This window comes from Arthrobacter zhaoguopingii, from assembly GCF_009828595.1.
GTDB lineage: Bacteria > Actinomycetota > Actinomycetes > Actinomycetales > Micrococcaceae > Arthrobacter_D > Arthrobacter_D zhaoguopingii.
In genome coordinates this window covers 69,761-92,590 of record NZ_WPNY01000007.1, presented here as the reverse complement: position 1 = coordinate 92,590, position 22,830 = coordinate 69,761, and the positions used below count along the sequence as shown (strand labels likewise).

General features: G+C 68.2%; 25 protein-coding genes. 14 read left to right on the top strand and 11 right to left on the bottom strand.

The window, feature by feature from the left end; translation table 11 throughout:
- Positions 1 to 46 precede the first annotated feature (46 nt).
- Complete coding sequence (locus tag GVV86_RS10880; RefSeq protein ID WP_159802817.1) at positions 47 to 409, top strand: PadR family transcriptional regulator; 363 nt, start codon at positions 47 to 49, stop codon at positions 407 to 409.
- A complete protein-coding gene (locus tag GVV86_RS10875; RefSeq protein WP_159802879.1) occupies positions 409 to 1,755 on the top strand; it encodes a permease prefix domain 1-containing protein in 1,347 nt (448 codons plus the stop codon). Before GVV86_RS10880 ends, GVV86_RS10875 begins: the two co-directional genes overlap by 1 nt.
- 113 nt (positions 1,756 to 1,868) lie before the next feature.
- On the opposite strand, the gene GVV86_RS10870 is transcribed toward GVV86_RS10875, so the two are convergent.
- The gene (locus tag GVV86_RS10870; RefSeq protein WP_159802816.1) at positions 1,869 to 2,276 is read right to left on the bottom strand and encodes a four-helix bundle copper-binding protein; all 408 of its coding nucleotides are present in this window, start codon (positions 2,274 to 2,276) and stop codon (positions 1,869 to 1,871) included.
- A 341-nt stretch (positions 2,277 to 2,617) separates the two neighbouring features.
- Between GVV86_RS10870 and GVV86_RS10865 the strand changes: the two genes are divergently transcribed.
- On the top strand, positions 2,618 to 2,986 hold the full coding sequence (locus GVV86_RS10865; RefSeq protein ID WP_159802815.1) for a VOC family protein: 369 nt from the start codon (positions 2,618 to 2,620) through the stop codon (positions 2,984 to 2,986).
- 112 nt (positions 2,987 to 3,098) lie between these two features.
- Here GVV86_RS10865 and GVV86_RS10860 read toward each other — a convergent pair whose 3' ends face one another.
- Both GVV86_RS10860 and GVV86_RS10855 read right to left on the bottom strand, forming a co-directional pair.
- Complete coding sequence (locus GVV86_RS10860; RefSeq protein ID WP_159802814.1) at positions 3,099 to 3,743, bottom strand: NAD(P)-dependent oxidoreductase; 645 nt, start codon at positions 3,741 to 3,743, stop codon at positions 3,099 to 3,101.
- Between the two features lie 249 nt (positions 3,744 to 3,992).
- Complete coding sequence (locus tag GVV86_RS10855) at positions 3,993 to 4,874, bottom strand: ArgP/LysG family DNA-binding transcriptional regulator (RefSeq protein ID WP_159802813.1); 882 nt, start codon at positions 4,872 to 4,874, stop codon at positions 3,993 to 3,995.
- Between the two features lie 68 nt (positions 4,875 to 4,942).
- Here GVV86_RS10855 and GVV86_RS10850 point away from each other — a divergent pair, with 68 nt between their 5' ends.
- The gene (locus tag GVV86_RS10850; protein WP_159802812.1) at positions 4,943 to 5,545 is read left to right on the top strand and encodes a LysE/ArgO family amino acid transporter; all 603 of its coding nucleotides are present in this window, start codon (positions 4,943 to 4,945) and stop codon (positions 5,543 to 5,545) included.
- A 71-nt stretch (positions 5,546 to 5,616) separates the two neighbouring features.
- On the opposite strand, the gene GVV86_RS10845 is transcribed toward GVV86_RS10850, so the two are convergent.
- Positions 5,617 to 7,059: an APC family permease gene (locus tag GVV86_RS10845; protein ID WP_159802811.1), complete on the bottom strand. Its 1,443-nt coding sequence runs from the start codon at positions 7,057 to 7,059 to the stop codon at positions 5,617 to 5,619.
- A 251-nt stretch (positions 7,060 to 7,310) separates the two neighbouring features.
- Here GVV86_RS10845 and GVV86_RS10840 point away from each other — a divergent pair, with 251 nt between their 5' ends.
- Positions 7,311 to 7,682, top strand: coding sequence for a VOC family protein (locus tag GVV86_RS10840; RefSeq protein WP_159802810.1), 372 nt, complete (start codon positions 7,311 to 7,313; stop codon positions 7,680 to 7,682).
- A gap of 49 nt (positions 7,683 to 7,731) precedes the next feature.
- Here GVV86_RS10840 and GVV86_RS10835 read toward each other — a convergent pair whose 3' ends face one another.
- Complete coding sequence (locus tag GVV86_RS10835; protein ID WP_159802809.1) at positions 7,732 to 8,058, bottom strand: GYD domain-containing protein; 327 nt, start codon at positions 8,056 to 8,058, stop codon at positions 7,732 to 7,734.
- Between the two features lie 178 nt (positions 8,059 to 8,236).
- Here GVV86_RS10835 and GVV86_RS10830 point away from each other — a divergent pair, with 178 nt between their 5' ends.
- Entirely contained in the window at positions 8,237 to 9,088 is an 852-nt protein-coding gene (locus tag GVV86_RS10830; protein ID WP_159802808.1) for a metal-dependent hydrolase, read from the top strand.
- Positions 9,089 to 9,266: 178 nt separating this feature from the next.
- Here the strand turns inward: GVV86_RS10830 and GVV86_RS10825 are convergent, their stop codons facing one another.
- Entirely contained in the window at positions 9,267 to 9,956 is a 690-nt protein-coding gene (locus GVV86_RS10825; protein ID WP_159802807.1) for a DNA alkylation repair protein, read from the bottom strand.
- A gap of 210 nt (positions 9,957 to 10,166) precedes the next feature.
- On the bottom strand, positions 10,167 to 11,075 hold the full coding sequence (locus GVV86_RS10820) for a glycerophosphodiester phosphodiesterase (protein WP_246669959.1): 909 nt from the start codon (positions 11,073 to 11,075) through the stop codon (positions 10,167 to 10,169).
- Between the two features lie 208 nt (positions 11,076 to 11,283).
- Between GVV86_RS10820 and GVV86_RS10815 the strand changes: the two genes are divergently transcribed.
- The 8 genes from GVV86_RS10815 (at position 11,284) to GVV86_RS10780 (ending at position 17,985) form a co-directional block, all read left to right on the top strand.
- Entirely contained in the window at positions 11,284 to 12,141 is an 858-nt protein-coding gene (locus GVV86_RS10815; protein WP_246669958.1) for a formylglycine-generating enzyme family protein, read from the top strand.
- A 19-nt stretch (positions 12,142 to 12,160) separates the two neighbouring features.
- Positions 12,161 to 12,904 carry an alpha/beta fold hydrolase gene (locus tag GVV86_RS10810; RefSeq protein ID WP_159619272.1) on the top strand — a complete coding sequence of 248 codons (744 nt, stop codon included), beginning with the start codon at positions 12,161 to 12,163 and terminating at the stop codon, positions 12,902 to 12,904.
- A 197-nt stretch (positions 12,905 to 13,101) separates the two neighbouring features.
- Positions 13,102 to 14,367: a S8 family peptidase gene (locus GVV86_RS10805; RefSeq protein ID WP_159619274.1), complete on the top strand. Its 1,266-nt coding sequence runs from the start codon at positions 13,102 to 13,104 to the stop codon at positions 14,365 to 14,367.
- Between the two features lie 228 nt (positions 14,368 to 14,595).
- The gene (locus tag GVV86_RS18550) at positions 14,596 to 14,859 is read left to right on the top strand and encodes an META domain-containing protein (RefSeq protein ID WP_159619276.1); all 264 of its coding nucleotides are present in this window, start codon (positions 14,596 to 14,598) and stop codon (positions 14,857 to 14,859) included.
- A gap of 67 nt (positions 14,860 to 14,926) precedes the next feature.
- Positions 14,927 to 15,424 carry a hypothetical protein gene (locus GVV86_RS10795; RefSeq protein ID WP_159619278.1) on the top strand — a complete coding sequence of 166 codons (498 nt, stop codon included), beginning with the start codon at positions 14,927 to 14,929 and terminating at the stop codon, positions 15,422 to 15,424.
- Entirely contained in the window at positions 15,409 to 16,293 is an 885-nt protein-coding gene (locus tag GVV86_RS10790) for a DUF4097 family beta strand repeat-containing protein (RefSeq protein ID WP_159802805.1), read from the top strand. Before GVV86_RS10795 ends, GVV86_RS10790 begins: the two co-directional genes overlap by 16 nt.
- Before the next feature lie 135 nt (positions 16,294 to 16,428).
- Positions 16,429 to 16,836: a YciI family protein gene (locus tag GVV86_RS10785; RefSeq protein WP_159619282.1), complete on the top strand. Its 408-nt coding sequence runs from the start codon at positions 16,429 to 16,431 to the stop codon at positions 16,834 to 16,836.
- Positions 16,837 to 16,839: 3 nt separating this feature from the next.
- A complete protein-coding gene (locus tag GVV86_RS10780; protein ID WP_159802804.1) occupies positions 16,840 to 17,985 on the top strand; it encodes an RNA polymerase sigma factor in 1,146 nt (381 codons plus the stop codon).
- 139 nt (positions 17,986 to 18,124) lie between these two features.
- On the opposite strand, the gene GVV86_RS10775 is transcribed toward GVV86_RS10780, so the two are convergent.
- The 4 genes from GVV86_RS10775 to GVV86_RS10760 form a co-directional block, all read right to left on the bottom strand.
- Positions 18,125 to 19,018 (bottom strand): potassium channel family protein, encoded by an 894-nt coding sequence (locus GVV86_RS10775; protein ID WP_159802803.1) that lies wholly within the window; start codon positions 19,016 to 19,018, stop codon positions 18,125 to 18,127.
- 68 nt (positions 19,019 to 19,086) lie between these two features.
- Complete coding sequence (locus GVV86_RS10770; RefSeq protein ID WP_159802802.1) at positions 19,087 to 19,698, bottom strand: DNA alkylation repair protein; 612 nt, start codon at positions 19,696 to 19,698, stop codon at positions 19,087 to 19,089.
- A gap of 295 nt (positions 19,699 to 19,993) precedes the next feature.
- Positions 19,994 to 21,598, bottom strand: coding sequence for an HNH endonuclease signature motif containing protein (locus GVV86_RS10765; protein WP_159802801.1), 1,605 nt, complete (start codon positions 21,596 to 21,598; stop codon positions 19,994 to 19,996).
- A 306-nt stretch (positions 21,599 to 21,904) separates the two neighbouring features.
- Positions 21,905 to 22,357 (bottom strand): hypothetical protein, encoded by a 453-nt coding sequence (locus GVV86_RS10760; RefSeq protein ID WP_159802800.1) that lies wholly within the window; start codon positions 22,355 to 22,357, stop codon positions 21,905 to 21,907.
- Between the last annotated feature and the right edge of the window lie 473 nt (positions 22,358 to 22,830).

Sequence of the window (22,830 nt, the reverse complement as noted above, 5' to 3'; positions counted from 1 at the left end):
GCACTGCTATGGTTCGATACCCTTTACTTCTAGGTATGGAGGCGCAATGCGCATTGATAAGGACCTGGTCGCCGCGTCGGCGACCCCACTGGTGCTGGGGATCCTGTCGGACAGTGACCTGTACGGGTACGCGATCCTGAAACGCGTGGGCGAGCTGTCCGGCGGCGGCATGCAGTGGACCGACGGGATGCTCTATCCCCTGCTGCACCGGCTGGAACGGCTCGGTTACGTCTCATCGTCGTGGGGCACCTCGGAGGCCGGACGCCGCCGCAAGCACTACGCCATCACCCCCGCGGGCCGGGAGGCGTTCGCCGACCGGCAGGAGCAGTGGACGGTCGTGGCCGAGGCACTGCGCCAGGTCTGGCACACCGCGCAGCGCCCGCCCGCCGTCGCGCAGGGGTGGGCGTGATGGAGCACGCGGAGCTTGAGGCCCAGATCGACAGGTGGCGCGGCTACGTCCAGCGGCGCCAGGCCATCTCACCCGCCGACGTCGACGAACTGGAGGACCACCTGCGGGAACAGGTCGCCGACCGGCAGGCCACCGGGCTGGACGACGAGGAGGCCTTCCTGGTGGCCATCAAGCGCCTGGGCAACCTCGATGCCGTCTCTCGCGAATTCGCGCGGGAACACTCCGACCGGCTCTGGAAACAGCTGGTCCTGATGCCCGAGGACCCGGCGGACGCCGGGGCGCCGCCGTGGCGTGAACTGGCAATCGTGCTCGCGCTCGCCGTCGGCGCCGGCCTCGCGGTCAAGGCGGGCCTGGCCTGGATCGAGGGTGGTGGAGTGCTGGCCCGGAACCTTGGGCTGCTCGTCCTCCCGTTCCTCGCCGGGTACTTCGCCTGGAAGCGGCGGCTGAGCGCCCAGGTGGTGGTGGGGATCCTCGTCCCCTTCGCCGTCCTGGCGGTCGTCCTCAACGCCTATCCGTTCGCACCCGGTGGCTCCACCGAACTGCTGGCCGTGCTTCACGCACCGGTAGTGCTGTGGCTGCTGACCGGAATCGCCTACGTCGGCGGCAGGTGGCGCTCCGACGGCCGGCGCATGGATTTCGCCCGGTTCACCGGCGAGCTCGTCATCTACTTCGTCCTGCTGGCCCTCGGCGGGGCCGTCCTGACCGGGCTCACCTTCGCCGTCCTGCAGCTGGTCGGCGCCGACCTCGAACCGGTCCTTGAAAACTGGATCCTGCCGTTTGCCGTTCCCGGGGCGCTCGTCGTCGCGGCCTGGCTCGTGGAGGCCAAGCAGAACGTCGTCGAGAACATCGCCCCGGTCCTCACCCGGGTCTTCACCCCCCTGACGATCGCCATGCTGCTGGCGGTGCTGGCCGTGCTCGCCGCCGTCGGCGGACTTGCGGAAGTCGACCGCGGCCTGCTGATCCTCATGGATGCGATCCTCGTGCTGGTGCTCTGCCTGCTGCTCTACGCGATCTCGGCCCGGAACTCGCTGGCGCCCCCCGGCGTATTCGACGTGCTGCAGCTGGTGCTTGTCGCCGCGGCCCTCGCCGTTGACGCCGTGATGCTGACGGCGATGCTGACGCGCATCGCGGAGTTCGGTCTCAGTCCCAACAAGATCGCGGCGCTCGGGCTGAACCTGCTGCTGCTTGTCCATCTTGTCCGCACCGGCTGGCTCACGGTCGGATTCCTCCGCGGACGCCGTCCGTTCACCGCCCTCGAGCGCTGGCAGACCCGGTACCTTCCGGTGTATGCCCTGTGGGCGGCCGTCGTGGTCCTGGCCTTCCCGCCCCTCTTCGGGTTCTCCTGAGCGCGGCCGGACCGGACGCGTCACACCGGCGGGACGGTGACCGCCCAATTCGGCGGCGGGCCTGCGCCGGCCGGGATCCGCTCCCGCGCCCCAGTGCGGGGCCTGGGAGCGGATCAGCCAAGCACTGCGGCCAGTTCCCGGCAGGCGTTCTCACACCGTCGGCAGGCCTCGGCGCAGATCCTGCAGTGCTCATGCATTGAGGCGTGGGATTCACATTCGTCGGCGCAGGCACGGCACACCGCTTCACAGGCCGCGAGGACCGCCCGGGTGAGGTTAGCGTCGTAGGCGGTGTGGCGGGACAGCACCTTGCCGGTCGACACGCAGACGTCGGAGCAGTCGAGGTCCGTACGGATGCACTTGGTGAGGTGGGCCACCGAGTCCTCGCTCAGGCACGCGTCGGCGCATGCGGTACAGGCCTGGGCGCACTCGAAGCACGCCGTGATGCATTCGATGAGCCGATCCCGGTCAATACCGCCCAGGTCCTTGGGATACGTCTCAAGCATTGCGGCGATGGTGCTCATGGGTCTACTCCTTCTTGTCGCGGGCGCGTCGCGGCTCCGTTTGCGTCCTGGCCGCGGGTACCGCAGGCCGGCGGTACCGGTTCCCTTGTGCCCACCACGGTAGCCACCGGATTTCCGCCGGACCAGTGCCTGCGGAAAAGTCTGCCGCGAAGCACCGCTGGTCGGACCGGGCCCACCAGCCCCAGAGCGAACCGTCAGGGCACGAGGGCAGGCATGGGCGCGAGATGGAGACCTGGCCGAACGGCACCTAGCGGATACCCCCGAACGGGGGTGATACTGGGGCGGTCCGGCTGCGCCCGAGCCGGTCCGGCCCGCGGACCCCGTTATCGGAAGGAGAGGCCGTGGCGATCCAGCACGTCCTCGCCGTCGTTCCCGTTTCAGACCTTGCTGCGGCGCGCGCCTGGTACGAGCGGGTGCTGGGAACTCCCCCGACCAATGTCCCGATGCCGGAGTCCCTGGTGGAGTGGCGGATCACCGGCCAGGGATGGGTCCAGGTAACGCTCGACCCTGTGCGGGCGGGATCCGGCCTGCTCAACTTCGCCGTCGATGACCTGAACTCCCATATCGCCGGGCTTGCGGCACAGGGAATCGAACCGGGCCCGGTCGTCACCGCGAACAGGAACGTGACGTTGTGCTCCCTTCAGGACCCGGACGGCAACACCCTCACCTTCATCGGCAACTTCCGAATCGACTACAGCGCCCCGGACTGAAGGCGGGACCGGTGCCTGGAACTCTTGCCCCGGAACTTTGCGCCTGAGCACCGATGCCCGGAACTCTTCCCCGCTGCGCGCTCACGCACCGCCGGCGCACCGGGCCACGCGATCAGTGGGCGGCGTGGAAGCGCCGGCGGCGGTACCGGGGCTCCTCGATCTCGTCGAGGACCGCGAGGGCGAGGTCCGCCGCTGAGATTGTCGATTTCCCCTCGGCATCGGCGAGCAGGACGTCGTCGCTGAGACGGTAGCTGCCCTTTTCCTCCGCGGGGGCCCAGACGCCGAATGTCACCGGAGGACTGACGTAGAACCAGTCGACGTTTTCCGGGGAAGTCTTGAGCATCTCAAGGAGCGCAATGCCGGTCTCCACCTCCGGGCGGACGGGCTCGGGTACCGTGCTGACATCGTAGAGCCGGGGCCCGTCCGGTGCGACGAGGAGCGAGGAAGCGCCTCCCATGACGCCGAGGCGGATCCCGGTCCCGGCGGTCAGGGCGATCAGGCGCTCCACCACGCCTTCCTCCCTGCCCGCCATCTCCCCGCGGGGGGCCACGCTCTCGAAGACAACATCACTGCCGGCCACGACCGTTTCAAGGAAGTCCGGGTCAAGCACCGACCCGGGAGTGTAGGTGACCCCCGGAAGCGGGTCCGCCGGCCGGTTCCGGCTCACCGCGACGACCTCGTGGCCGCGCCGCTGCGCCTTCCTGGCGACGGCGCTTCCTGTGTAGCCGGTTCCGCCCAGTACGGTGATACGCACCATCTGCTGCTCCCTCTCGTCGGTGGTCCGGGCTTCGGTGGTCCGGCCTTCGTGGTCTCCGATCCATCCTCCGCCGCCCCTCGGAGGATCCCAAGCACCGCCCGAACCGCGGCGTACTGTTACGGCGGCGTACTGTTACGGCGCTTCCTGGTGCGGGCGGGCTGCACGGCCTCCCGAGCCCTCGCCCGGCCGCGCTGCGGACGACGCAGCACCCGGACCGCCCCGCAACCCGGACCGCGCCGCACCGTCCCCCTAGCGCAGTACCGCTGCGGCCCCTCGGATGGTCGCAGCCACCTCGTCGAGCGCCGCCGAACCGTGGCGCCATTGCTGCCAGTGCAGGGGAACGTCGACGAATGTTCCGGCGTCGAAGGCGGCAAGGCTCCGTCGGCGGGAATCGCGGGCCAGCTCCAGTTCCGGAAGCAGCCCCCACCCCATGCCTAACGCGATGGCCTCCCCGAATTCATGGGCAGCCGGAATGTAGTGGCGGGGCGGGGTGCCTGACAGGACGCCCCGCCCCCGCAGGTATCGGTCCTGCAGATCGTCCTTCCGGTCAAAAACGATCACCGGGGCGCGGGTGAGCGCCGCGGGAGTAACTCCGTCCGCGAACCACTCCCGTCGGAACTCCGCGGTGCACACCGGGAGGTAGCGCATGACGCCCAGCGGCTGGGCGGAGCATCCCGGGATCGGGGCGCCTGTGGAGGTGATGGCGGCAGCGGCGGCACCGTTGCGCAGCAGCTCGAGCGAGTGTTCCTGGTCCTCACGGAGCACCTCAAGCTGCAGTGTCAGGGCCAGCGGCGCCAGGGCCGCCAGGGCCCAGGTGTTGAGCGAATCGGCGTTGATGACGATCGTGAGGCCGCGTCCCGCGGCCGGATCGTCCGATCCCAGTTCGGTGAGGACATCGGCGGAAAGCAGTTCGAGCTGCCGGGCAAAGCGCACCACGGCCTGGCCGGCGTCGGTCAGTTCGACCGGACGGGTCCGCCGGAGCACCGGCCGCCCGACGGCCGTTTCGAGGGCCCGGATGCGCTGGCTCACCGCTGACGCCGTTACGGACAGGGCCGCCGCAGCCGCCTCGAAGCTGCCGGTGGAGATGATGGTGGCCAGCGTGCGGGCCTGGTGCGGGTCGATCTCCCTCATTAGCTCTTCTTATCATTCTTTAGAAAGCTGAGCTGTCCTAATTTTGGTGTGGTGCCTACCGTGGAAGGGTGATTCTTCCTGCTGCAGCCGGCCTGACCGCCGGCCTGTCCCTCATCATTGCCATCGGGGCCCAGAACGCCTTCGTCCTGCGGCAGGGGCTGCAACGTTCCCATGTCGCCCTGGTGGTCGCAGTCTGCGCCCTGTCGGACCTTCTTCTCATCATGCTGGGCGTGGGCGGGCTCGGCGTGGCCATCGAGCGGGCCCCGCTGCTTCTCGAGGTCGTCCGGTGGGCCGGTGCCGCATTCCTGCTTGGGTACGCGGTCCTTGCCGCCGTCCGGGCCATCCGCGGGGAGCACCTCGACGTCGTCGGCGCGCAGGAGAAGCGCACCTGGAAGGCCGCCCTGGGCACCTGTCTGGCGCTCACCTGGTTGAACCCGCACGTCTATCTGGATACGGTCCTTCTCCTCGGGTCGTTGGCGAGCTCCCACGGCCCGGACGGCCGGTGGTGGTTCGCCGCGGGTGCAGGCGTGGGCAGCATCGTGTGGTTCTCCGCCCTCGGCGTCGGCGCCCGGTTCCTCGCACCCGTTTTCCGCCGCCGCAGCGCCTGGCGCGTCCTGGACGGGGGAATCGCCGTCCTCATGGCGGCACTGGCAGTGTTCCTCGTCGTCTAGCCCCCCTGCGCGGTACTGGTCGCCCAGCCTCCGCGGTGCCGCGCCATCGCCGTCAGTTGTCCGTCAGGACGTCACCCCCGCTGGGAGGCGCCGGTGTTCGTCTTCTTATTGACGAACCAGGTGATAGCCCACAGCACCACGCCGATCGCCAGCAGTCCGCCGGCGATCTGGTACTGGATCACGTCCCGGCCGACCCAGGGTCCGGCGAGGAAGGCGCACAGTACCGCCGCAATCAGGGGCAGCGGCCCCGGCGAGGTGAAAAATACCTTGCGGTTGGGGTCCCGCTTGCGGCGCAGGATGACGCAGGCGACGTTGACCACGGTGAACACGCACAGCAGCAGGAACGCGGTCGTGCCGGACAGGTTTGCGACGACGTTGCTGTCCGGGTCGCTTGTGACGTACCAGATCAACCCAAGGGCGAGAATCGTGGAAAACGCGATACCGGCCCACGGGGTACGGCGTCCCGGGAGAACCTTCCCCAGAGGCCGCGGCAGGACGTTCTGGCGGGCCATGCCGTAAATCATGCGGCTTGCCATGAGCATGTTGATGAGGGCAGTGTTCGCGACTGCGAAGACAGCAAGGAACGGGAAGATGTTGTCGATTGGGAAGTCCGGGGAGCCTTTCTCCACCACCTCGAGGAGCGCGGCGCCTTCGGCCTCCCGGATCCCTTCGAGCTCCGTGGGGGTGAGCACAGTGACCACGGAGACCGCCACCAGCATGTAGAGGATCACTGCGATGCCCAGGCCTGTCAGCATGGTCCGCGGGAAAATCCGCTCAGGATCCTTGACCTCCTCGACCATGTTCACCGAATCCTCGAAGCCGACCATCGCGAAGAAGGCGATGGAGGTGGCCGCTGTGACCGCAAGGAAGAGTCCCTTGTCCTGGTAGTCGGAGAAGACGGTGACCTGCTGCAGGTTCCCCTCCCCTTGGGCGATGACGTAGAAGCCGACCCCGATCACGATGCACAGGGCGATCATCTCGACGAGGGTGAGCAGGACGTTGAACTTCACGCTTTCCCCCACCCCGCGAAGGTTGATCGCCGCGAGCAGCAGCATGAAGCCCATCGCTACCGCGGTGATCACGCCCTGGCCGGGCACATCCATCCAGCCGTTGATCTCGAGGCCCCCGAAGAAGTTCTGAGCCAGTACGTTGGCCGAGGTCGAGGCGCTGGTGATGCCCGAACAGACGACCGCGAAAGCGACCAGAAAGGTGACGAAGTGGATCCCGAACGCCTTGTGGCAGTAGAGCGCCGCACCGGCCGCCTGGGGGTACTGGGTGACCAGTTCGAGATAGGAGAACGCGGTCATCGTCGCCACGATGAAGGCCAGCAGGAACGGCAGCCAGACGATGCCGCCGACCGTCCCGGCCATGGTGCCGGTGACGGCGTAGACCCCTGCTCCCAGAATGTCCCCGACAATGAACAGGAGCAGAAGTTTTGGCCCGAGGACCCGTTTAAGCGCCGGCTCTTCACCCTCGCGGGCCGGCTCGGTTACTGGTTCAGAAGTCGTGCTCATGGTGACCTCCCTAGCGGGTGCGCGGTTCCGGCACCGGACAGCGGCCGGACCCCGGCGTGAACATGGGACCTACTTCACTCCCTTGCGGGCCCCTTGGCAACAAGCAATGGCCGAAATTTTGGATGACGCCTGCCCCTTGCGGGCCGCGGGGCACGGGAGCTGCGCAGTCTCCCCTGTTGCGCGGGCGCGCACAGTGCCATTCTGGGGCTACCGGCCGCGGTGCAGCGGCCCCAATGAGGAGGAGATGAACCATGTTCGCTGATACCAAGGCCTTCAGCGGCCTGGCGGTCCGCAGCCTTGAGGATGCCCGACGGTTCTACGGTGACACCCTCGGGCTCAGGACCTCCGAGGAGCACGGCCTGATGTGGCTCCACCTCGCCGGAGGACGGGACACCCTCGTCTACGAACAACCCGACTCCACTCCGGCGAGCTACACGGTCCTGAATTTCGAGGTGGATGACATTGACGCCGCCGTCGGCGCGCTCGCCGAGCGCGGAGTGCGCCTCGAACGCTACGACGGCATCGAGCAGGATGACGCCGGCGTCCACCGCGGCGGAGGGCCCTTCATCGCCTGGTTCAAGGATCCGTCGGGAAACGTGCTGTCCGTGCTGCAGGAGCGGTAGCTCCGCCTCTCAGACGGCGGGCCCACCGGCGGCTCGGTTACGGGTGAGCTCAGGCGCCGGGCGGGCGGTATCGGACATCCCCGGCGCGGCGCAGGGCGGTGAGGGTTTCGTCGATCGTCATGAGCACCGTCGTGTCCAGCGAACTGAGGGCGCCGCCTCCGCTAAGAGCCATGGCCACCGCGGCCATCGACACATTGTCCGGTGCCTCCCAGAGAGTGTAGCCGTCGGAGGATCCGAAGGCGTACCAGAAGCCGTGGAGGCTTCCACCAACCGATTCGATGTAGGTCCGGGCGGCCTCCCGCCGGTCCTCCGGGTTGCCGATGAGCCGGGCCCAGGCATCGGGGGTGTAGCTGAATTTCGACAGGTAGAGCGGCATCCTCGGTTCCTCCCATGTGCTGCTGGCGGCCGCGGTTCCCTCAAGAATGCCAGCCCGCCGCCCGACCGGCAATGGCCCTGCCGGGCACAATGACAGTGGCAGCGGCAACGATGGTGAGGCCAAACGCCCGGCCCGCAGATCTGCGGCAAGGCGAAGTTTCTCCAGAAGGGACCGCTCCATGATGGGAGCCCACCACGCAGCCTGCGGCGCAGCCGCCTGGGTCGCTGTGACCACCCGGATTGAGGTGGCCGGGCTGCTTGCCGGTGCACCCGGATCCCTCAGCCTCGGGCTCGGCCTGCTCGACGTCAGCCCCATCGGAGTCGTGACGGGCGCCCTGGTGACCGCCGGGGCCGCACTTCTCCCGGACGCGGACCACCGCAGCGCAACGATCGCCAACTCACTGCCCCCGGTGTCGAACCTCGTCTGCACCGGCATCGGCAGGATCGCCGGTGGGCACCGCCGCGGTACCCACTCCCTGCTCGGCGTGCTGGCCTTCGTGGGCGTGGCCTGGCTGGCAGGCATGTGGACCGCGGAAACCGCAGCGTATGGGACTGTTTATCCCGGAGCGGGCGTGCTGACCGTCCTGCTGGTCTCCTTCGCCGCCAAGGCGCTGAAGATCATCCCGGACACCATGCGCAAGTTCCCCTGGGCGGTGGGCCTGGCCGCCGGCGCCTTCGTCACCGCCTTCGCACCCGAGGAGCAGTTCTGGTTCCCGATCGCGGTCGGGCTCGGCGTCGTCGTGCACATCGCCGGCGACATGATGACGACGGGGGGCTGCAACCTCCTCTACCCGCTTCGGATTCGACCGCCGCGGGTCGTGGCGTCACTGCCGGTGGTGGGCTGGATGTGGAAGCGGAACGGCCATTTCGCCGTGCCCATCCTGGGCAACGCGGGATCCCTCCGGGAGTGGTGCCTGCTGGTGCCGGTCTCGCTGTATGCGGTGGGCGGGATTGGTGCATCGCTCCTCAGGATCGATAACCCGGCGCTGCAGACCCTGGGCGTGCTGGGCGCATCGGGCTGGGGCGGGTAGGAGCCGGGGTGCGTATGTCCGGTCGGGGTAGCGGGTTGGGGTAGCGGGCTGGGGTAGCGGGCTAGGGTAGCGGATCGCAGTGGCCGGATTGGCAGTGGCCGGGTGGGAGTGGCAGGGGTGGAGCAGGCCGCGGCCTTCCACGGGCAGACGTGCTGATTCCGGATAGGCGCCCACCGCGTCAGCGGGATCGGAGGTAGGAGTCGCGGGTTGGGGTATCGAGCTTCTCGATGGCCGCCCGGACTCCTGTACGTGACATCGCGCCCGCGTACCGGTCGAGGTGGGCCAGCAGCCTCGCCCGATCGATGTCTCCGACATAGCGGAGCATCCACCCGACCCCCTTCTGCACGAGCTCTTCGGGATCCCCTGCGAGCACTGCAGCGATTCTCAGCGTGTCATCCACCTCTTTCCGCTTCAAGAACGCGGCCGTCGCGACGATGGCGCTGCGCCGTTCGGGCCAGAAGCGGGATTCGGCCAGCCGGTCGAGCGGGGTCCGGGGCTTGTCGAGGAGCCACGTGCCGAGAACCTGGTGCGCGGCGAGGTCCACCAGGTCCCAGGTGTCGATGCGGTCGTGCCGCCGCAGGTACAGCTCATATAACTCGAGGTGGCGCCCGGGCTGGATCTTCCTGGCCATGGCCGCCTTTCCCATGATCGAGCAGGCGCCCACGCGTACTTCGTGGGTGGGGCTTTCAAGCAGTGCCTCCAGCTCCGCTACCGGCAGGTCAAGGGCGGTCTTGGCCAGGCTGAAGACGTCTCCCATCCGCACGCCGATGAAGGAGTTGTCCCCGGGGAAGAACCGCCTGTACTTGACCCGCTGGTCCTCGGTGGCGAGCGCACGGAGCGCGGCTTCGAAGTCGGCAGCAGTCCTCATTGGTGATGCCCTCCTCGATCCGGCGTTTTCCCGGATGATAGCCTTCCGCACCGCGGTGGTGAAGGCTATCATCCGGCCGCGGCCGCAACGGCAGCCTCCGGCTGCGGTCATGACGGCAGCATCCGGCTGCGGTCGTAACCGCAGCACCGCGGGACGTCCGGTGGAACCACCGGTACGGGGCGGTCGGATCCCCGTACCGGTGGCATCGGCCTAACGGGTGGGTACGGCGTCCACCTTCAGCAGGTCACTGAGGAGGGCGGGCTTGTTTGTGATGATGCCGTCGACGCCGAGGGCGGTCAGGGCGCGCATGCGCTGCGGGTCATCGACGGTGTACGGCCAGGTTTCCATTCCGTACTGGTGGACCAGATCCACGAACCCGCTGGTGAGCCGGGTGTGGCTGGGGTTGATCTGATCGGCCCAGGTGGACAGCTCGGCGTATTCGGCCGGTGCGGGCGGGCCACCCAGCAGCCCGGCCGGGACCTCGGGAGCAAGGGCATTGAACTCCCTCATGAAGTCCCAGTTGAACGACTGGACGACGAGGCGTCCGGCCCGCTCGTCGGCGTTCAGCCAACCCTCCGAGTCAAGCTCGGCTGCGATATCGGCGCTGATCCCCGGGTAGAGCTCGGGACTCTTGACCTCGAGCAGCAACCCCGCCCGGCCATGCAGGGTATCGAGGACCTGCTGTAGCGTCGGAACCCGTGTCCCTGCGAATTCCGGACCGAACCAGGATCCGGCATCGAGCGTCGAGATTTCCGCATAGGTGAAGTCGGCGACGCGGTAGGGGGCCCGGCCGGGGAACTTGGTTTCCACGTCCGTGGTGCGTCCGAGGGTGGTGTCGTGGATGACTACGAGTTCGCCGTCGAGGGTGCGTTGGACATCGATCTCGACGAAGTCGGCCTTCACAGCCGCTCCGAGGTCGACGGCGGGAAGCGTGTTCTCCGGGGCGTCTGCTGAGGCCCCGCGGTGGGCGATCACGGTGGTGCGGCCTTCCTTTGCGGATTCGGCGGCGGCTCCGCTGATGCCTGCGGCGAGGGTCGCCAGGGTCATCACGCCGGTGAGGAGGGCCCGAAGGGGTTCCTTCCGCCGGGGTGTGCTTACTTTCGCGGTGGGATGCGTCACAGGCAATCTCCTTGGTCGACAAGCAGGTTCTCGTTGTGTTCAGCCGTAACAGCTGACCCACGAGACTCTTCCGGCTCTAGGTGGCCAGCCGGAGACAGGCATCCAACGCCTGGGTGAATCCGGGTGGACAAGGGAAATCCGGTGGACAATGAGGGCCATGGCGACAAAGGACAGTCGGATGAGGGGGGGCGAATGGGAGCGATGGTGAATGATGACGACGGCGAATGAGGACGACGGCGCTGCCCTCCACCGGCAGAATCCCGCCCTCCCGGCACAGCCAGACTTTCCTGCCGCGCCCGCCGGGGCTGTCCCGCTGGTATTGGTTCCCGGGGGCACCCTCGAAATGCGCGATGCCCGGTCCGGCTCCTTCCGCGCGGTCACCCTGGTTCCGTATTCGATCGGAAGAACGCAGATCACGGTGGCCGAGTGGGCGCAGGCCAGCGGTTCACCGGAAGCCCCGGAACGGGCGGGACTGGTTCCCGTTCACCCGGTAACGTGGTTCGACGCCATTCGGTGGTGCAACAACCTGTCGTCGCGGACCGGGATTCGGCCGGCCTACACCATCTCTTCGCGGGAAGTCACCTGGGACGTTGGTGCGGACGGCTACCGGCTCCCCACCGAAGCGGAGTGGGAGTTTGCCTGCCGGGCGGGCACGCTGACCCCGACCTACGGGCCGCTCCCGGACATCGCGTGGACGGCGGCGGACCGGGTCGAAGCACCCAGGCAAGTGGCCTTGAAGGCTCCAAACGCCTTTGGACTGTTCGACATGATCGGAAATGTCTGGGAATGGTGCTGGGACTATGCCGACACTGCCCGGTACGGCGACTACCGGACCCTCCGTGGAGGTGGGTGGGCCGACAAGGCGTGGAGCACCCGCGCGTCGGTCCGCCGGGGCAGCGCCCCGGACGCTGTCCTTGAAGATATTGGTTTCCGGGTGGCGCGGGGGGCGGTCGGTGAACCGGGCGCCCGGGAGGCGCAGGGCTGGTCGGCGGCCGCCGACCGGCGCCGCGCGGACATCACGGGCCCGCTCCCTATTGGCTGGACCCCGCACCGGGAGTTACCTTGATCGCCGAGCGGGAGAACCCATGAAATTCATCGGAGGGACCCAGGCCGACGGCATCCTCGAACGTCCTTTCCGGCTCGGGGCGGTCCCGGGGGTGATGTGGACCCGGGACCAGCCGGGCCAGCGAACGGCGCTGGTGCTGCTGGCCCACGGCGGCGGCCAGCATAAGAGCGCACCGGCCGTGGCGGGCCGCGCCCGGCAGTACCTGAAGGAGCTGGATGCCGCCATCGTCGCCATCGACGCCCCGGGCCACGGTGACCGGGAACGGAGCGCGCGCGACACGCTGTTCATCGAGCAGTTGACGCAAGCGCGACGCGACGGCACCCCGGTGCGCAACCTGATGGAGAGATACAACGCCGACATCGCCACCCAGGCCCTGCCCGAATTATTCGAGGTGCTCACCGCTGTCCAGGCGCTCGACGAGATCGGCGCAGACGTCCGCATCGGGTTCTGGGGACTGTCATTGGGGGCAACGATCGGGATCCCCTTCGTCGCCGGGGAACGGCGGATCACCGCCGCCGTCCTGGGACTCACCGGCAGCGATCAGCTGAGGGAGCAGGCCCGCCGTATCCGGGTGCCCGTCCAGTTCCTGCTGCAATGGGATGACGAATTCGTGGACCGTGCGGTGGGCCTCGGGGTGTATGACGCCCTCGCGTCCACCGAAAAGTCGCTTCATGCGAACGCCGGCGGCCACACCGCCGTGCCGCGGTTCGAAATCGAGGCCGAGGCGCGGTTTTTCGCCCGGCAACTTGCCGATTCGGCCTAGCGGCAGGGCGTGGACGTCCCCGTCGTCGGGCCCGGCGGCGTGCTGGCACGCCGTCCGCGGGGAAGTTCTGAAGGCGGTCCAGGGAAACCAGCGGGCCTTTCGCCCGTTGTTGCATGGCCCCGGCGCACCTAAGATGGGCACAACGGTGAGCGATCCTCCCCGAACCTTGCCCCATCTGCAGGCCAGGAAGGCGTCTTGTGAACGCTTCACGAATTTTCGGAACTATCCTCACGGCACTGCTCGCCGTAACCCTTGGACCCTCGCCGGCGGGCGGTGTGGAGCCCAGTGAACCGGCCGCTGCCGGGCCGGTCATCGTCATCCTCAATTCGAGCGTTGATGCGGGCCAGGTCTCGGCAGAGCATGCACAGACCTCGGGAGTCCAGCCGGACATCGTTTACAGCTCAGCCTTCCAGGGCTATTCGGCCGTGCTGTCCGAGGCCCAGGCCCGGCAGCTGCAGGCCGATCCGCGCGTCAGCGAAATCCTGCCGGACCGGACCGTTGCTGCTCCCCAGATCGGCGCGGTTGAGAATCCGCCGCAGCCGGCCCAGCTCGTGTCGAACGGCGTGAAGCGGATCGGCGCGTTGGAGAGTCCGACGGCGAGGATCGACGGCATCGACGAGCGGGTCGACGCCGACATCGCGGTCCTCGACACCGGCCTACAGTCGGATCATCCCGACCTCAACGTCGTCGGCGGCGCTGACTGTGCGCCCGGGGACGGGCACGAGGACGTCGTCGGCCACGGCACGATGGTCGGCGGTCTTGCCGCCGCCCTTGACAATGCGATTGGACGGGTAGGAGCAGCACCCGGCGCGCGGCTGTGGGCGGTCCGGGTGGCCGACCCGCAGGGAATCGTCACCGACTCAAGCCTCCTGTGCGGGCTGGACTGGGTCACCGCCAACGCCGCCACCGTCGACGTCGCCAACCTCAGCCTCGGCGGACCCCTGCGCGGCTATGACGTCGACTGCGCACCCCCGAACGACAGCATGATCCTCGAGGCCGTCTGTGCAGCCACGACCGCCGGTGTCACCGTGGTGGCAGCGGCAGGAAATGAGGCCCGCGACGCGGGCTTCCTGGAACCGGCCGCCTTTTCCTCAGTCATCACCGTCTCCGCAATGTCCGACACCGACGGTCGGCCGGGCGGCCTCGGACCCACCGAGGCCTGCATACCCGGTGTGACGGACGACACTCTTGCGTTCTACTCGAACTTTGGTCCGGCCGTCGACATCACCGCACCGGGCACCTGCCTCAGTTCCACCTTTCTCGATAGCCAGTACGCAGCCAGTAGTGGAACAAGCTTCTCCGCTCCCCTGGTCGCAGGCGGTGCCGCGCTGTACCGTGCCAACAATCCGGGCGCTCCGCCCGAGCAGGTCCAGGGCGCGCTGGTCAGTTCCGGGGAGCCCGGGCCTCTCCTGAACGACCTCGATGGCTTCCCGGAGCCGATTTTGAACGTGTCGCGGTTCTAGCCGGTGGCAGGACCGCCGGATCGCCGCCGCCCCCGCACCGGGATCGCTCTGGTCGGAATTCCAGCGCGGCGGATCCTGCTCGGCATGCTGGCGGTTTTCGCCGGCGCGGTATCGGGTTGTGGTGGCCCGGCCGCCCATGGATTGGACGATATCCAGTTCCGCACCGTCTCCGGCACGGATCCCGCCGGTGACCTCCAGTGGCTTGGGGATCATCCGATCCATTGGCGGATGACAAACGCCGGAGGGGAGGGAACCGCCTCCATCCGGCCGCCGTGCAGCGGGCTCCAGGCCCCTGTCAGAGTGACCGAGGACAGGTTGGTCGTTGACACCCGCAGGATGTCCATAGAGGCGCAGTACTGCGCGCCGCCGGTCGGCGACTACGACCTGTGGCTGCACCACCTCATCGAGCGGCCGCTGAGCTACAGCTGGGACGGACAGACCCTTATTCTGAGCAATGACCGCGGCTCCTTGACGTTTGAACGCGAAGAATAGCCCGCCGGCCCGGCGGACTATTTTCCCGAGCCCTTACGCTGACACCACATGGTGTCATACTGGTGTCATGAACCTTCTCCCTTATCTTGAGCGGCTCCGTGAACAGCTGCTCGTCGCAGCGGAGGCAGGGGGCGGGGATGCCCGGGATGTCGCAGAACGCCTGGTGACTCCGCTCGAATCCGCCGCTCGCCTGATGCTTCTCGATGCCCTGTCCAACGCGGCCGGCGAGATCACCGATGACCTGGCACCGGGTTCGGTCGAGGTCCGCCTTCGGGGCGTCGATCCAGAGTTCGTCGTCAGCCTGCCGGACGAACCTGCCGGTCCAGCAGCGGGAGTGGAGGCCGGCATCCCGGCCCTATCCGAGGAGGGCGGCTCCACCCGGACGACGCTGCGGCTGCCCGACCACCTGAAGGCGAGGGTTGAAGCCGCGGCGGGCCGTGAGGGCCTGTCGGTGAACACCTGGCTGGTACGCGCGGTCGCCGCGTCACTCGATTCCAGTGCAGGACGGCCCGTTTCCAGGCCGATTCCCGGCACCCGAAGCATCACAGGATGGGCACGCTCATGACGCTCTTTGAAACCTCCGGACCCGTTGGAGCGCGCATCGACATTGGCGCCCGGGGTGACATCTGGGTCGGCGCCACCGACCGGGCGGAGGTGACCGTCGACGTCCGCCCGCGGAACCCGTCACGGTCCCTGGACATCGACGCCGCCGAACAGACAACGGTGGAGTTCGTCGACGGCCGGCTGAGCGTGAAGTTGAAGCAATGGCGCCGCCACAGCTGGTTCAGCGACGGGGGCGCCGTCGTCGCCGCCGTCGAGGTCCCGATCGGCTCGTCGTTGGAGGTGTCCTCAGGGATGGGGAGCCTCCGCGTGGACGGGGAGTTCGGTGACGTTTCGCTGTCCACCGGTGTGGGCGAGATCCGCGTCGGCACCTGCGCCGCCCTCAGGGCCAAGACCGGAATGGGCGATATAACGGTCCTGCGGGCAACCGGCCCAGCGGAACTGACCAGCGGTACCGGCAGGATTGACGTCGACAGCCTTGAGGGGTCCGGCAGCATTCGAAATTCAAACGGCGAGACCTTCGTCGGCGAGGTCACCGGAGACCTGCAGGTGAAGGCGGCGAACGGCGACATCCTGATTCACAGAGCCGGCGGCAATGTGAACGCCAGGGCCTCCAACGGTGCAGTGCGGATTCAGGAGGTGCACCGCGGAGTCATCACCGCGCACACCTCCGCCGGGTCGATTGATATCGGCGTGCGGCCGGGCACTGCGGTTTGGCTGGGACTGACCACGAAGTTTGGGCAGGTCCGCAGCGGGCTCGACCCGGCCGATGCACCCGACGACGGCCACGCGGCGGTTCAGGTGCGCGCCAACTCCTCCTATGGAGATGTCACCGTTCACAGCAGCTCCGACGTCGGATCCGGAATGCCGTAGCCGCGGTCCCCCGCGGGCGGAAGCACCGTACCGAAGAGAATTTCCAGACGGATGTCGAGATTTCCCGTGCTGCTTCGTCCCTGGAGTGAATACAGCCACAATGGGCTGTGTTCTAGGAACGAGAAGGAGACGACGATGGCCAAGTACCTGTTGCTCAAGCACTACCGCGGGGCACCGACCGGGGTGAATGACGTGCCGATGGACCAGTGGACGCCCGGGGAGATTTCGGCCCACCTGCAGTACATGGACGATTTCGCCGCGCGGCTTCAGGAAACCGGCGAGTACATCGACGGCCAGGCGCTGTCGCCCGAGGGCACCTGGGTCCGTTACGACGGCGAGGGACGACCCCCGGTCACCGACGGCCCGTTCGCGGAGACCAAGGACCTCATTGCCGGGTGGATGGTGCTCGACGTCGACAGCTACGACCGCGCGCTCGAGCTTGCCGGGGAGCTGTCAGCGGCTCCGGGGGCCGGCGGCCGGCCGATTCATGAGTGGCTCGAGCTGCGTCCGTTCCTTGCCATGCCTCCCACCGTGACGGAGTAACCCATGGATGGGGTCCTCCTTCGGAGCCTCACCCCTGAGGTGATCCCCGTCCTCGTCCGCCGCGGAGCCGACTTCGCGGCGGCCGAGGATGCGGTGCAGGAGGCCGTGATCGAGGCCCTGCACACCTGGCCGGAGCGACCGCCGCGTGACCCGAAGGGCTGGTTGGTGACGGTGGCATGGCGGAAGTTCCTCGACGCTGTGCGGGCCGATGCCTCGCGTCGGTTGCGGGAGCAGCGGGTCGTGGCCGAGCCCTCCCCCGGCTCCGGCCCGGGCGGGGACGATTCGCTTCAGCTCTACTTCCTATGCGCCCACCCGTCCCTCACACCGTCGTCGGCGGTTGCGCTCACGCTGCGCGCTGTTGGAGGTCTCACCACCGGGCAGATTGCACGCGCCTACCTGGTCGGTGAGGCCACCATGGCGCAGCGGATCAGCCGGGCCAAGCGGACCGTCGCCGGCATCCGGTTCGACCAGCCCGGTGACGTGGCTACCGTGCTGCGGGTCCTTTACCTCGTCTTCAACGAGGGCTATTCGGGCGAGCTCGACCTAGCTGCCGAGGCGATCCGGCTGACCCGGCAGCTCGCAGCCCGGATTGACCACCAGGAGGTCGCCGGGCTGCTGGCGCTCATGCTGCTCCACCACGCCCGGCGATCCGCACGGACCCGGAACGACGGCAGCCTGGTGCCGCTCGCGGAGCAGGACCGCAGCCTATGGGACACCCGACTGATCACCGAGGGTGTCGATGTGCTGCAGAAAGCCTTGGCCCGTGACAGGCTGGGCGAGTATCAGGCGCAGGCAGCCATCGCCGCGCTGCACGCCGATGCCCGGACGGCCGCCGAGACCGACTGGGTGCAGATCGTGGAGTGGTACGACGAACTGGTGCGCCTCACAGACAGCCCGGTGGCCCGGCTCAACCGGGCCGTTGCGGTGGGCGAGGCCGACGGGCCCCGGGCCGGCCTGGCCGCGCTGGCGTCGCTCGATCCCGCCATCCCCCGTCATACTGCCGCCGCTGCATACCTCCACGAGCGGGACGGCGATCGGGTGGCCGCGGCACGGCTCTACACGGAGGCGGCACGGCAGGCACCGAACCTCCCGGAACGGGATCACCTGACGCGGCAGGCCGCCCGACTGAACACGGCTCTCCGCCGCTGACCGGAGGCGTCGGGCTGCTCCTGGGTGCGCTGGCGGTTACGGGGTGTAGCAACTGTTGCTGGCGCCGCCCGGCTGCTACGGGGTGCGCCCGGCGCGGACCCGGATGCACGCCCGGCTGCTATGGGGGTGCGCCCGACTGCTACGGGGTGCGCCCGGCGCGGACCCGGCGGTGTCGGTGGTGCACGGCGTAGTGGTCAAAGACCGCCGAGGAGGTCGCCCCGGAATGGCCGAACCGGTTGCGGAGAACCTGGGCGAGGTCATCCAAGGCCGAGGTAAGCATCCTGCCCGCGAAGCGGAGTTCGGGGTCACCACTGCGTTGGGCATCATCGGCGAGCTGCTGGGCATAGGAGACGGTGTCGGGCAGGGAGCCCCTCTCCTGCACCTCATGGAAGTAGTAGCTTTCGTAGAACGACAGCAGGTCGATGCTTACCAGCGAGACCTGCCGGGCCAGCGATTCAAGGAGGCCGGCAGCATGGTGTGGGTCCAGAGGAGTCAGACCCTCCGGACCGCTCGCCTCCCGGAGTAGGTTCAGTTCATGGGCGAGCGCGCGGCGGCGGCCCAGCGCCGGATAGGCCTGCAGGATCCAGGACACCGCTGCCGTCAACAGGCCGAAGCCGGTAATCGCCTCGGATGCGGTGAGCAGTCTGAGGCCGGCGTCCTCCGCAACAATCTCGCCGAATCCAACGGTGGAGAGTGCGACCATGGAAATGTAGAGCGCCTCGCTGAAATTTCCCTCCTGCGGCACCCCATCGGCGTAGACAAATCCGTCCCGCAGGTGCGGTAGGTACAGGAAGGCCCACCCCACGACCGCCAGCGCAGCCCACGCCGCAATGACGGCAGCCATTGCCGCGGGGGCGGCAAAGGCGGAGGACCGCCCGCTCACCGTTCGTGACACGTGCCAGAACCCCCGCATGATGGCCCGGCACACGGGACCGGACCCGTGAGGGTAGAGGAGGGTGTAAAGGACGTCGGCGAGCATCAGCAGGATGAGCCCGGCACCCGCCGCCGTCCAGACCGCGTCCGAGAAGGTCATGCCTCATCTTACGGACGAGCATCATGATTCGGACGAGCGCCGCAGCGGCGCCGTGACACCACCGCTGTTCAAGACCCGATAGCCTCACGGACGAGCCGCATCACCTCCTCTACCTCCTCGACCCGCCCGTCCTGCGCCCCCGTTACCAGCCGGACCGTGCGGCGGAAGACCGCCTCGTCGCCCTCGCCCTTCCGGAAAGCGGGCAGGTGTACCAGCACCGCCGCCCGGCGCAGCCAGATGTTCTCCGAGGCCGCCCAGCGTTCGAGGACCGCCCGTGCCCGGAGGGCGTCCTGCCCGCCAAGCCTAAGGAGGAGTGCTCCGACGACGTCGACCGCGAGCGGATCAGCAAGGTCGCGCACGGCGGCCGAGCGCAGGAATCCCTCGACGCGGGTGAGGTCCGAAACGTGGAGCAGTTTGAGGTTCGACTGTAGGATCACCACGGCCGCGAGCCGGCGCTCGAAGACGGGCCGGCTCCAGAGTTCGGACGCGAGGGCGGTGACTGCGTCGTGCTGGAGTTCCGGGTAGCGCCGGGAGGCGTTGCGGATGGTGCCCCGGATGGCGCCCGCGGACGCTCCATAGAACTCGAGGGACTCCCCCAGGCGCCGCGTGTAGTCCTCCGCGCGTTCCTCGGTGCTTTCGTACTGAAGGGAGTCGTCGATGAAGTCGGCGGCGGCACTCATGTCTTTTACCCTAGGGCGGGTTCTGACTTGCGCCGCAAGCTGGATCGATGGACTGCATCCGAAACCGGGAAAGTCTCCTGGTTGGGCGGGGCGATCGGGCGGCGTGATCGGGCCGCGCCGTCGGGCCGCTTGGATGAGCCGCGCCGTCGGGCGGTGTGATCGGGCCACTGGGATGAGCCGCTTGGATGAGCCGCGCCGTCGGGCGGCGTGATCGGGCCACTGGGATGAGCCGCTTGGATGAGCCGCGCCGTCGGGCCGCTTGGCCGGGTGGGACGGCGAGGAGGTGCTCTCCTGCTCATTCACGTAGGGGGTCGGTGGTTCTCTTGGGGGGTCGGGCTGTCCAGTAGCTGTTTCGGCGGGGTTTTTGGTCGGGGTCGAGGTGGTGGGGTGGGAGGAAGAAGGGGATGCCGTGCCGGGAGTGCACGGTCCAGGAGCCGTCGTGGATGCGGTGGTGGTGGTGGGAGCACAGCAGCACCCCGTCGCCGAGGGTGGTGGTGCCGCCCTTTTCCCACGGGGTGATGTGGTGGGCCTCGCACCAGGTGGCGGGGATGGTGCAGCCGGGGAAGGCGCAGCCCTTGTCCCGGGCCACCAGGGCCCGGCGCAGGTGCGGTGGGAACAGCCGCTGGGCGCGGCCAAGGTCCAGGACCTGGCCTTTGCCGCCCAGGACCAGGGGGATCAGGTCGGCGTCGCAGGCGAGCCGGCGGATGCTGCGGGCCGGGATCTGCTGGGCGAACACCGCATCGCCGGCGTGGTCGAGCTCGCCGGTCAGGGTCCGGTAATCGATGGTGACCATGATCTGGGGGCGGTGCCCGCCGGCGGCCGGAAGGCCGTCGGTGGCCAGGGCGATCCTGCAGGCGCCCACCAGGCCCGCCAGCAGCTGCTGCGCCCGGGTGGGCCGCTCGTCTGCGCCAAACGGGGAGGCGCGGTGTGATCCACTATCCGGGGTGTCACCGGTTATGTCGTTACGGGTACCTCCACCGCCGGGCTCGTCACCGGATCCGGTGTCCGGGCCCGCACCGGTGCCGGGGAGGCGGGGGTTGGTGGCGGTGTTCATCACCGTGGCGAGGTGTTCGAACTGCTCATCCGTGGCCCCGATCTCCAGGAAGTGCAGCCCGTTGCGGCGCCCGCGCAGGAACACGCCCTGGCGGGCCCGCAGCAGCTTCTCCGAGGGTTCGTCCCCGTCCTGGTCCAGGACGCTCTCCCAGCGCCGGGTGAGCGCGCGCAGCAGGTCCTCATCGCTCTGGGTTGCCTGACTGGTGAGGTGGCGTTCCATCGCCTCAAGGTCCGGCGGTGCGGCGGCGGGCCTGGTCCTTTCGATGGCATCGCGGATCAGGGTCGCGGCCCGCCCGCTGACCTCTCCGGCGCCGCAGGCCGCGCCGAGGACCTCCAGCGCGGCCGGCGCCTCCAGCCCGCCGGCGGGCACCGCCGGCAGGATGGCCGCGGCCAGGCGCAGCCGCCGGGCCGCCTCGCCGCGGCTGATCCGCAGCCGGCCCCGCAGGTAATCGGCGGTATCCCTAAACTCCGCCCGGGCAGCACCGCCGCCCCCGGGCCCGGTGCCGGGAGCCGCCCCGGAAGCAGCGCCGGGAGCAGCCCAGTGCCCGCCGCCGGGAGCAGGCCACGGACCGCCGCCGGGAGTGGGCCACGGACCGTCCCCGGCACAGGCCAGCCGGTGCTGCTCGGCGGCATGGGCGCCCAGGACCTGCAGATGGTCCACGATCCGGGAGAGCTCCTCGATGCGGGCCACCGTATCGGCCACCTCCCGGCGCCCCAGCAGCAGGAACCGCCCGGAAAAATCGGCCGCAAATCCCCTGAGTCCGGCGTGGACCGCGGAAAGCAGCTCCCCGGTACCGGGAAGAGACTCCCCGGTGCCCGCATGCTCCTCGACCGGTGCCGTTGCCATACCCCCATTCTATCGAACAGGTGTTCTATTTACCCCCGGGAAGGGCGATTGTGGAGGAAGAGTGGGCCGGAAGATATCCACAGGCGTCCAGCCCACCTAATGCCCGGATTAGGAAGTACCTTCAGGTCCGCCTCGACCAGTTATCGGGAGACGGAGTCGACAACGCCAGGTCCCGTCCCAATGAGAAACTGACGGGAGGAGCACGCCTCCAGTTCGCAGGAAAGTGGTGGATCGGCACCGGCCACTGCCTGTCATGGTTCCGCCTTTGCCGCGCAGCGTGTGAGGGCATCGAACAAGTCACGCAGATTAGCCCGGCTTTGACCGTAGTCCAGAACCGGTGGAGTGATCAACGGCGCCGCCGACGCCGTTGATCCGGGTTCTTGCCGCGTCCATCGGCTCGAACCCCAAGCCGACGACGATGCCCCAGGTCCTGATGCTCGCTCTGGTGAACATTTCAGCGCCACCCGGGTCAGCCGTCTGCAGTTGGAACCGGGGAAGCTCCACCACTGCGGCACGGAGGATCCTCGGCACATCAGCGGCCCTGACGTCGAGCACCAGGTGTCCTGAACTCTGGGCAAGGCGTGAGGAAATCGCAAACCGGTCCCCGGAAACCGCGTACCGTCTCCCCGCCAGCCGCAAGACAATCAGAGCGGCGACGACGGGAACGACGGCGAGCACCGCTGTCAGAATCCACGGCCAGCGCAGGGGTACCCCGTTCGCCAGCACACAGCGCGACGTGGGAAGGAACCGAAGGACCAACGACCACCCTGCCGTCGTGACGTCCGCGGTCCCTAACGTTCATTTGTGCGACGCCGGCGGTCGGCACGCCACTTCACACTGCCTCCAGTCAGCAGCAGGGCGCCGCCCACCAGGACAACGATTGCTCCCTGCGACGTGCCGGGAAGAGCCAGCCACCACAACCCGATGAGCAAAAGGATGAGCCCATTGGTCATCAGCCACGGTCCGGCATTATCGACCCTCACGCGGCCCCGCAGACGCTCGCCAGCGACAGAAAAGGGGAATGAACGGCCCTGCCCCGAGAAGAGTGATGGTAATCCGAAGCCTTCGCTCCTGATCGATCAACTCCCCCTTTTTGCTCGAAATTTCGCGCGGCCCATAAGGCGTTAATCATCATCGCCGCTAGATCCCTATACGCCGCTGCGAATGATACGAGCATCAATCTCCTTCCGGGAGCAAGGGAGGCGCAATAAGTGCGGTACGAATTACGGTAC

Bases quoted from the DNA above. Each gene is read 5' to 3' on its own strand.
- GVV86_RS10880 (WP_159802817.1), top strand. From the start codon at position 47: ATGCGCATTGATAAGGACCTGGTCGCCGCGTCGGCGACCCCACTGGTG.
- GVV86_RS10875 (WP_159802879.1), top strand. From the start codon at position 409: ATGGAGCACGCGGAGCTTGAGGCCCAGATCGACAGGTGGCGCGGCTAC.
- GVV86_RS10870 (WP_159802816.1), bottom strand. From the start codon at position 2,276: ATGAGCACCATCGCCGCAATGCTTGAGACGTATCCCAAGGACCTGGGC.
- GVV86_RS10860 (WP_159802814.1), bottom strand. From the start codon at position 3,743: ATGGTGCGTATCACCGTACTGGGCGGAACCGGCTACACAGGAAGCGCC.
- GVV86_RS10855 (WP_159802813.1), bottom strand. From the start codon at position 4,874: ATGAGGGAGATCGACCCGCACCAGGCCCGCACGCTGGCCACCATCATC.
- GVV86_RS10845 (WP_159802811.1), bottom strand. From the start codon at position 7,059: ATGAGCACGACTTCTGAACCAGTAACCGAGCCGGCCCGCGAGGGTGAA.
- GVV86_RS10840 (WP_159802810.1), top strand. From the start codon at position 7,311: ATGTTCGCTGATACCAAGGCCTTCAGCGGCCTGGCGGTCCGCAGCCTT.
- GVV86_RS10835 (WP_159802809.1), bottom strand. From the start codon at position 8,058: ATGCCGCTCTACCTGTCGAAATTCAGCTACACCCCCGATGCCTGGGCC.
- GVV86_RS10830 (WP_159802808.1), top strand. From the start codon at position 8,237: ATGATGGGAGCCCACCACGCAGCCTGCGGCGCAGCCGCCTGGGTCGCT.
- GVV86_RS10825 (WP_159802807.1), bottom strand. From the start codon at position 9,956: ATGAGGACTGCTGCCGACTTCGAAGCCGCGCTCCGTGCGCTCGCCACC.
- GVV86_RS10815 (WP_246669958.1), top strand. From the start codon at position 11,284: ATGATGACGACGGCGAATGAGGACGACGGCGCTGCCCTCCACCGGCAG.
- GVV86_RS10810 (WP_159619272.1), top strand. From the start codon at position 12,161: ATGAAATTCATCGGAGGGACCCAGGCCGACGGCATCCTCGAACGTCCT.
- GVV86_RS18550 (WP_159619276.1), top strand. From the start codon at position 14,596: ATGACAAACGCCGGAGGGGAGGGAACCGCCTCCATCCGGCCGCCGTGC.
- GVV86_RS10795 (WP_159619278.1), top strand. From the start codon at position 14,927: ATGAACCTTCTCCCTTATCTTGAGCGGCTCCGTGAACAGCTGCTCGTC.
- GVV86_RS10790 (WP_159802805.1), top strand. From the start codon at position 15,409: ATGGGCACGCTCATGACGCTCTTTGAAACCTCCGGACCCGTTGGAGCG.
- GVV86_RS10785 (WP_159619282.1), top strand. From the start codon at position 16,429: ATGGCCAAGTACCTGTTGCTCAAGCACTACCGCGGGGCACCGACCGGG.
- GVV86_RS10780 (WP_159802804.1), top strand. From the start codon at position 16,840: ATGGATGGGGTCCTCCTTCGGAGCCTCACCCCTGAGGTGATCCCCGTC.
- GVV86_RS10775 (WP_159802803.1), bottom strand. From the start codon at position 19,018: ATGACCTTCTCGGACGCGGTCTGGACGGCGGCGGGTGCCGGGCTCATC.
- GVV86_RS10770 (WP_159802802.1), bottom strand. From the start codon at position 19,698: ATGAGTGCCGCCGCCGACTTCATCGACGACTCCCTTCAGTACGAAAGC.
- GVV86_RS10765 (WP_159802801.1), bottom strand. From the start codon at position 21,598: ATGGCAACGGCACCGGTCGAGGAGCATGCGGGCACCGGGGAGTCTCTT.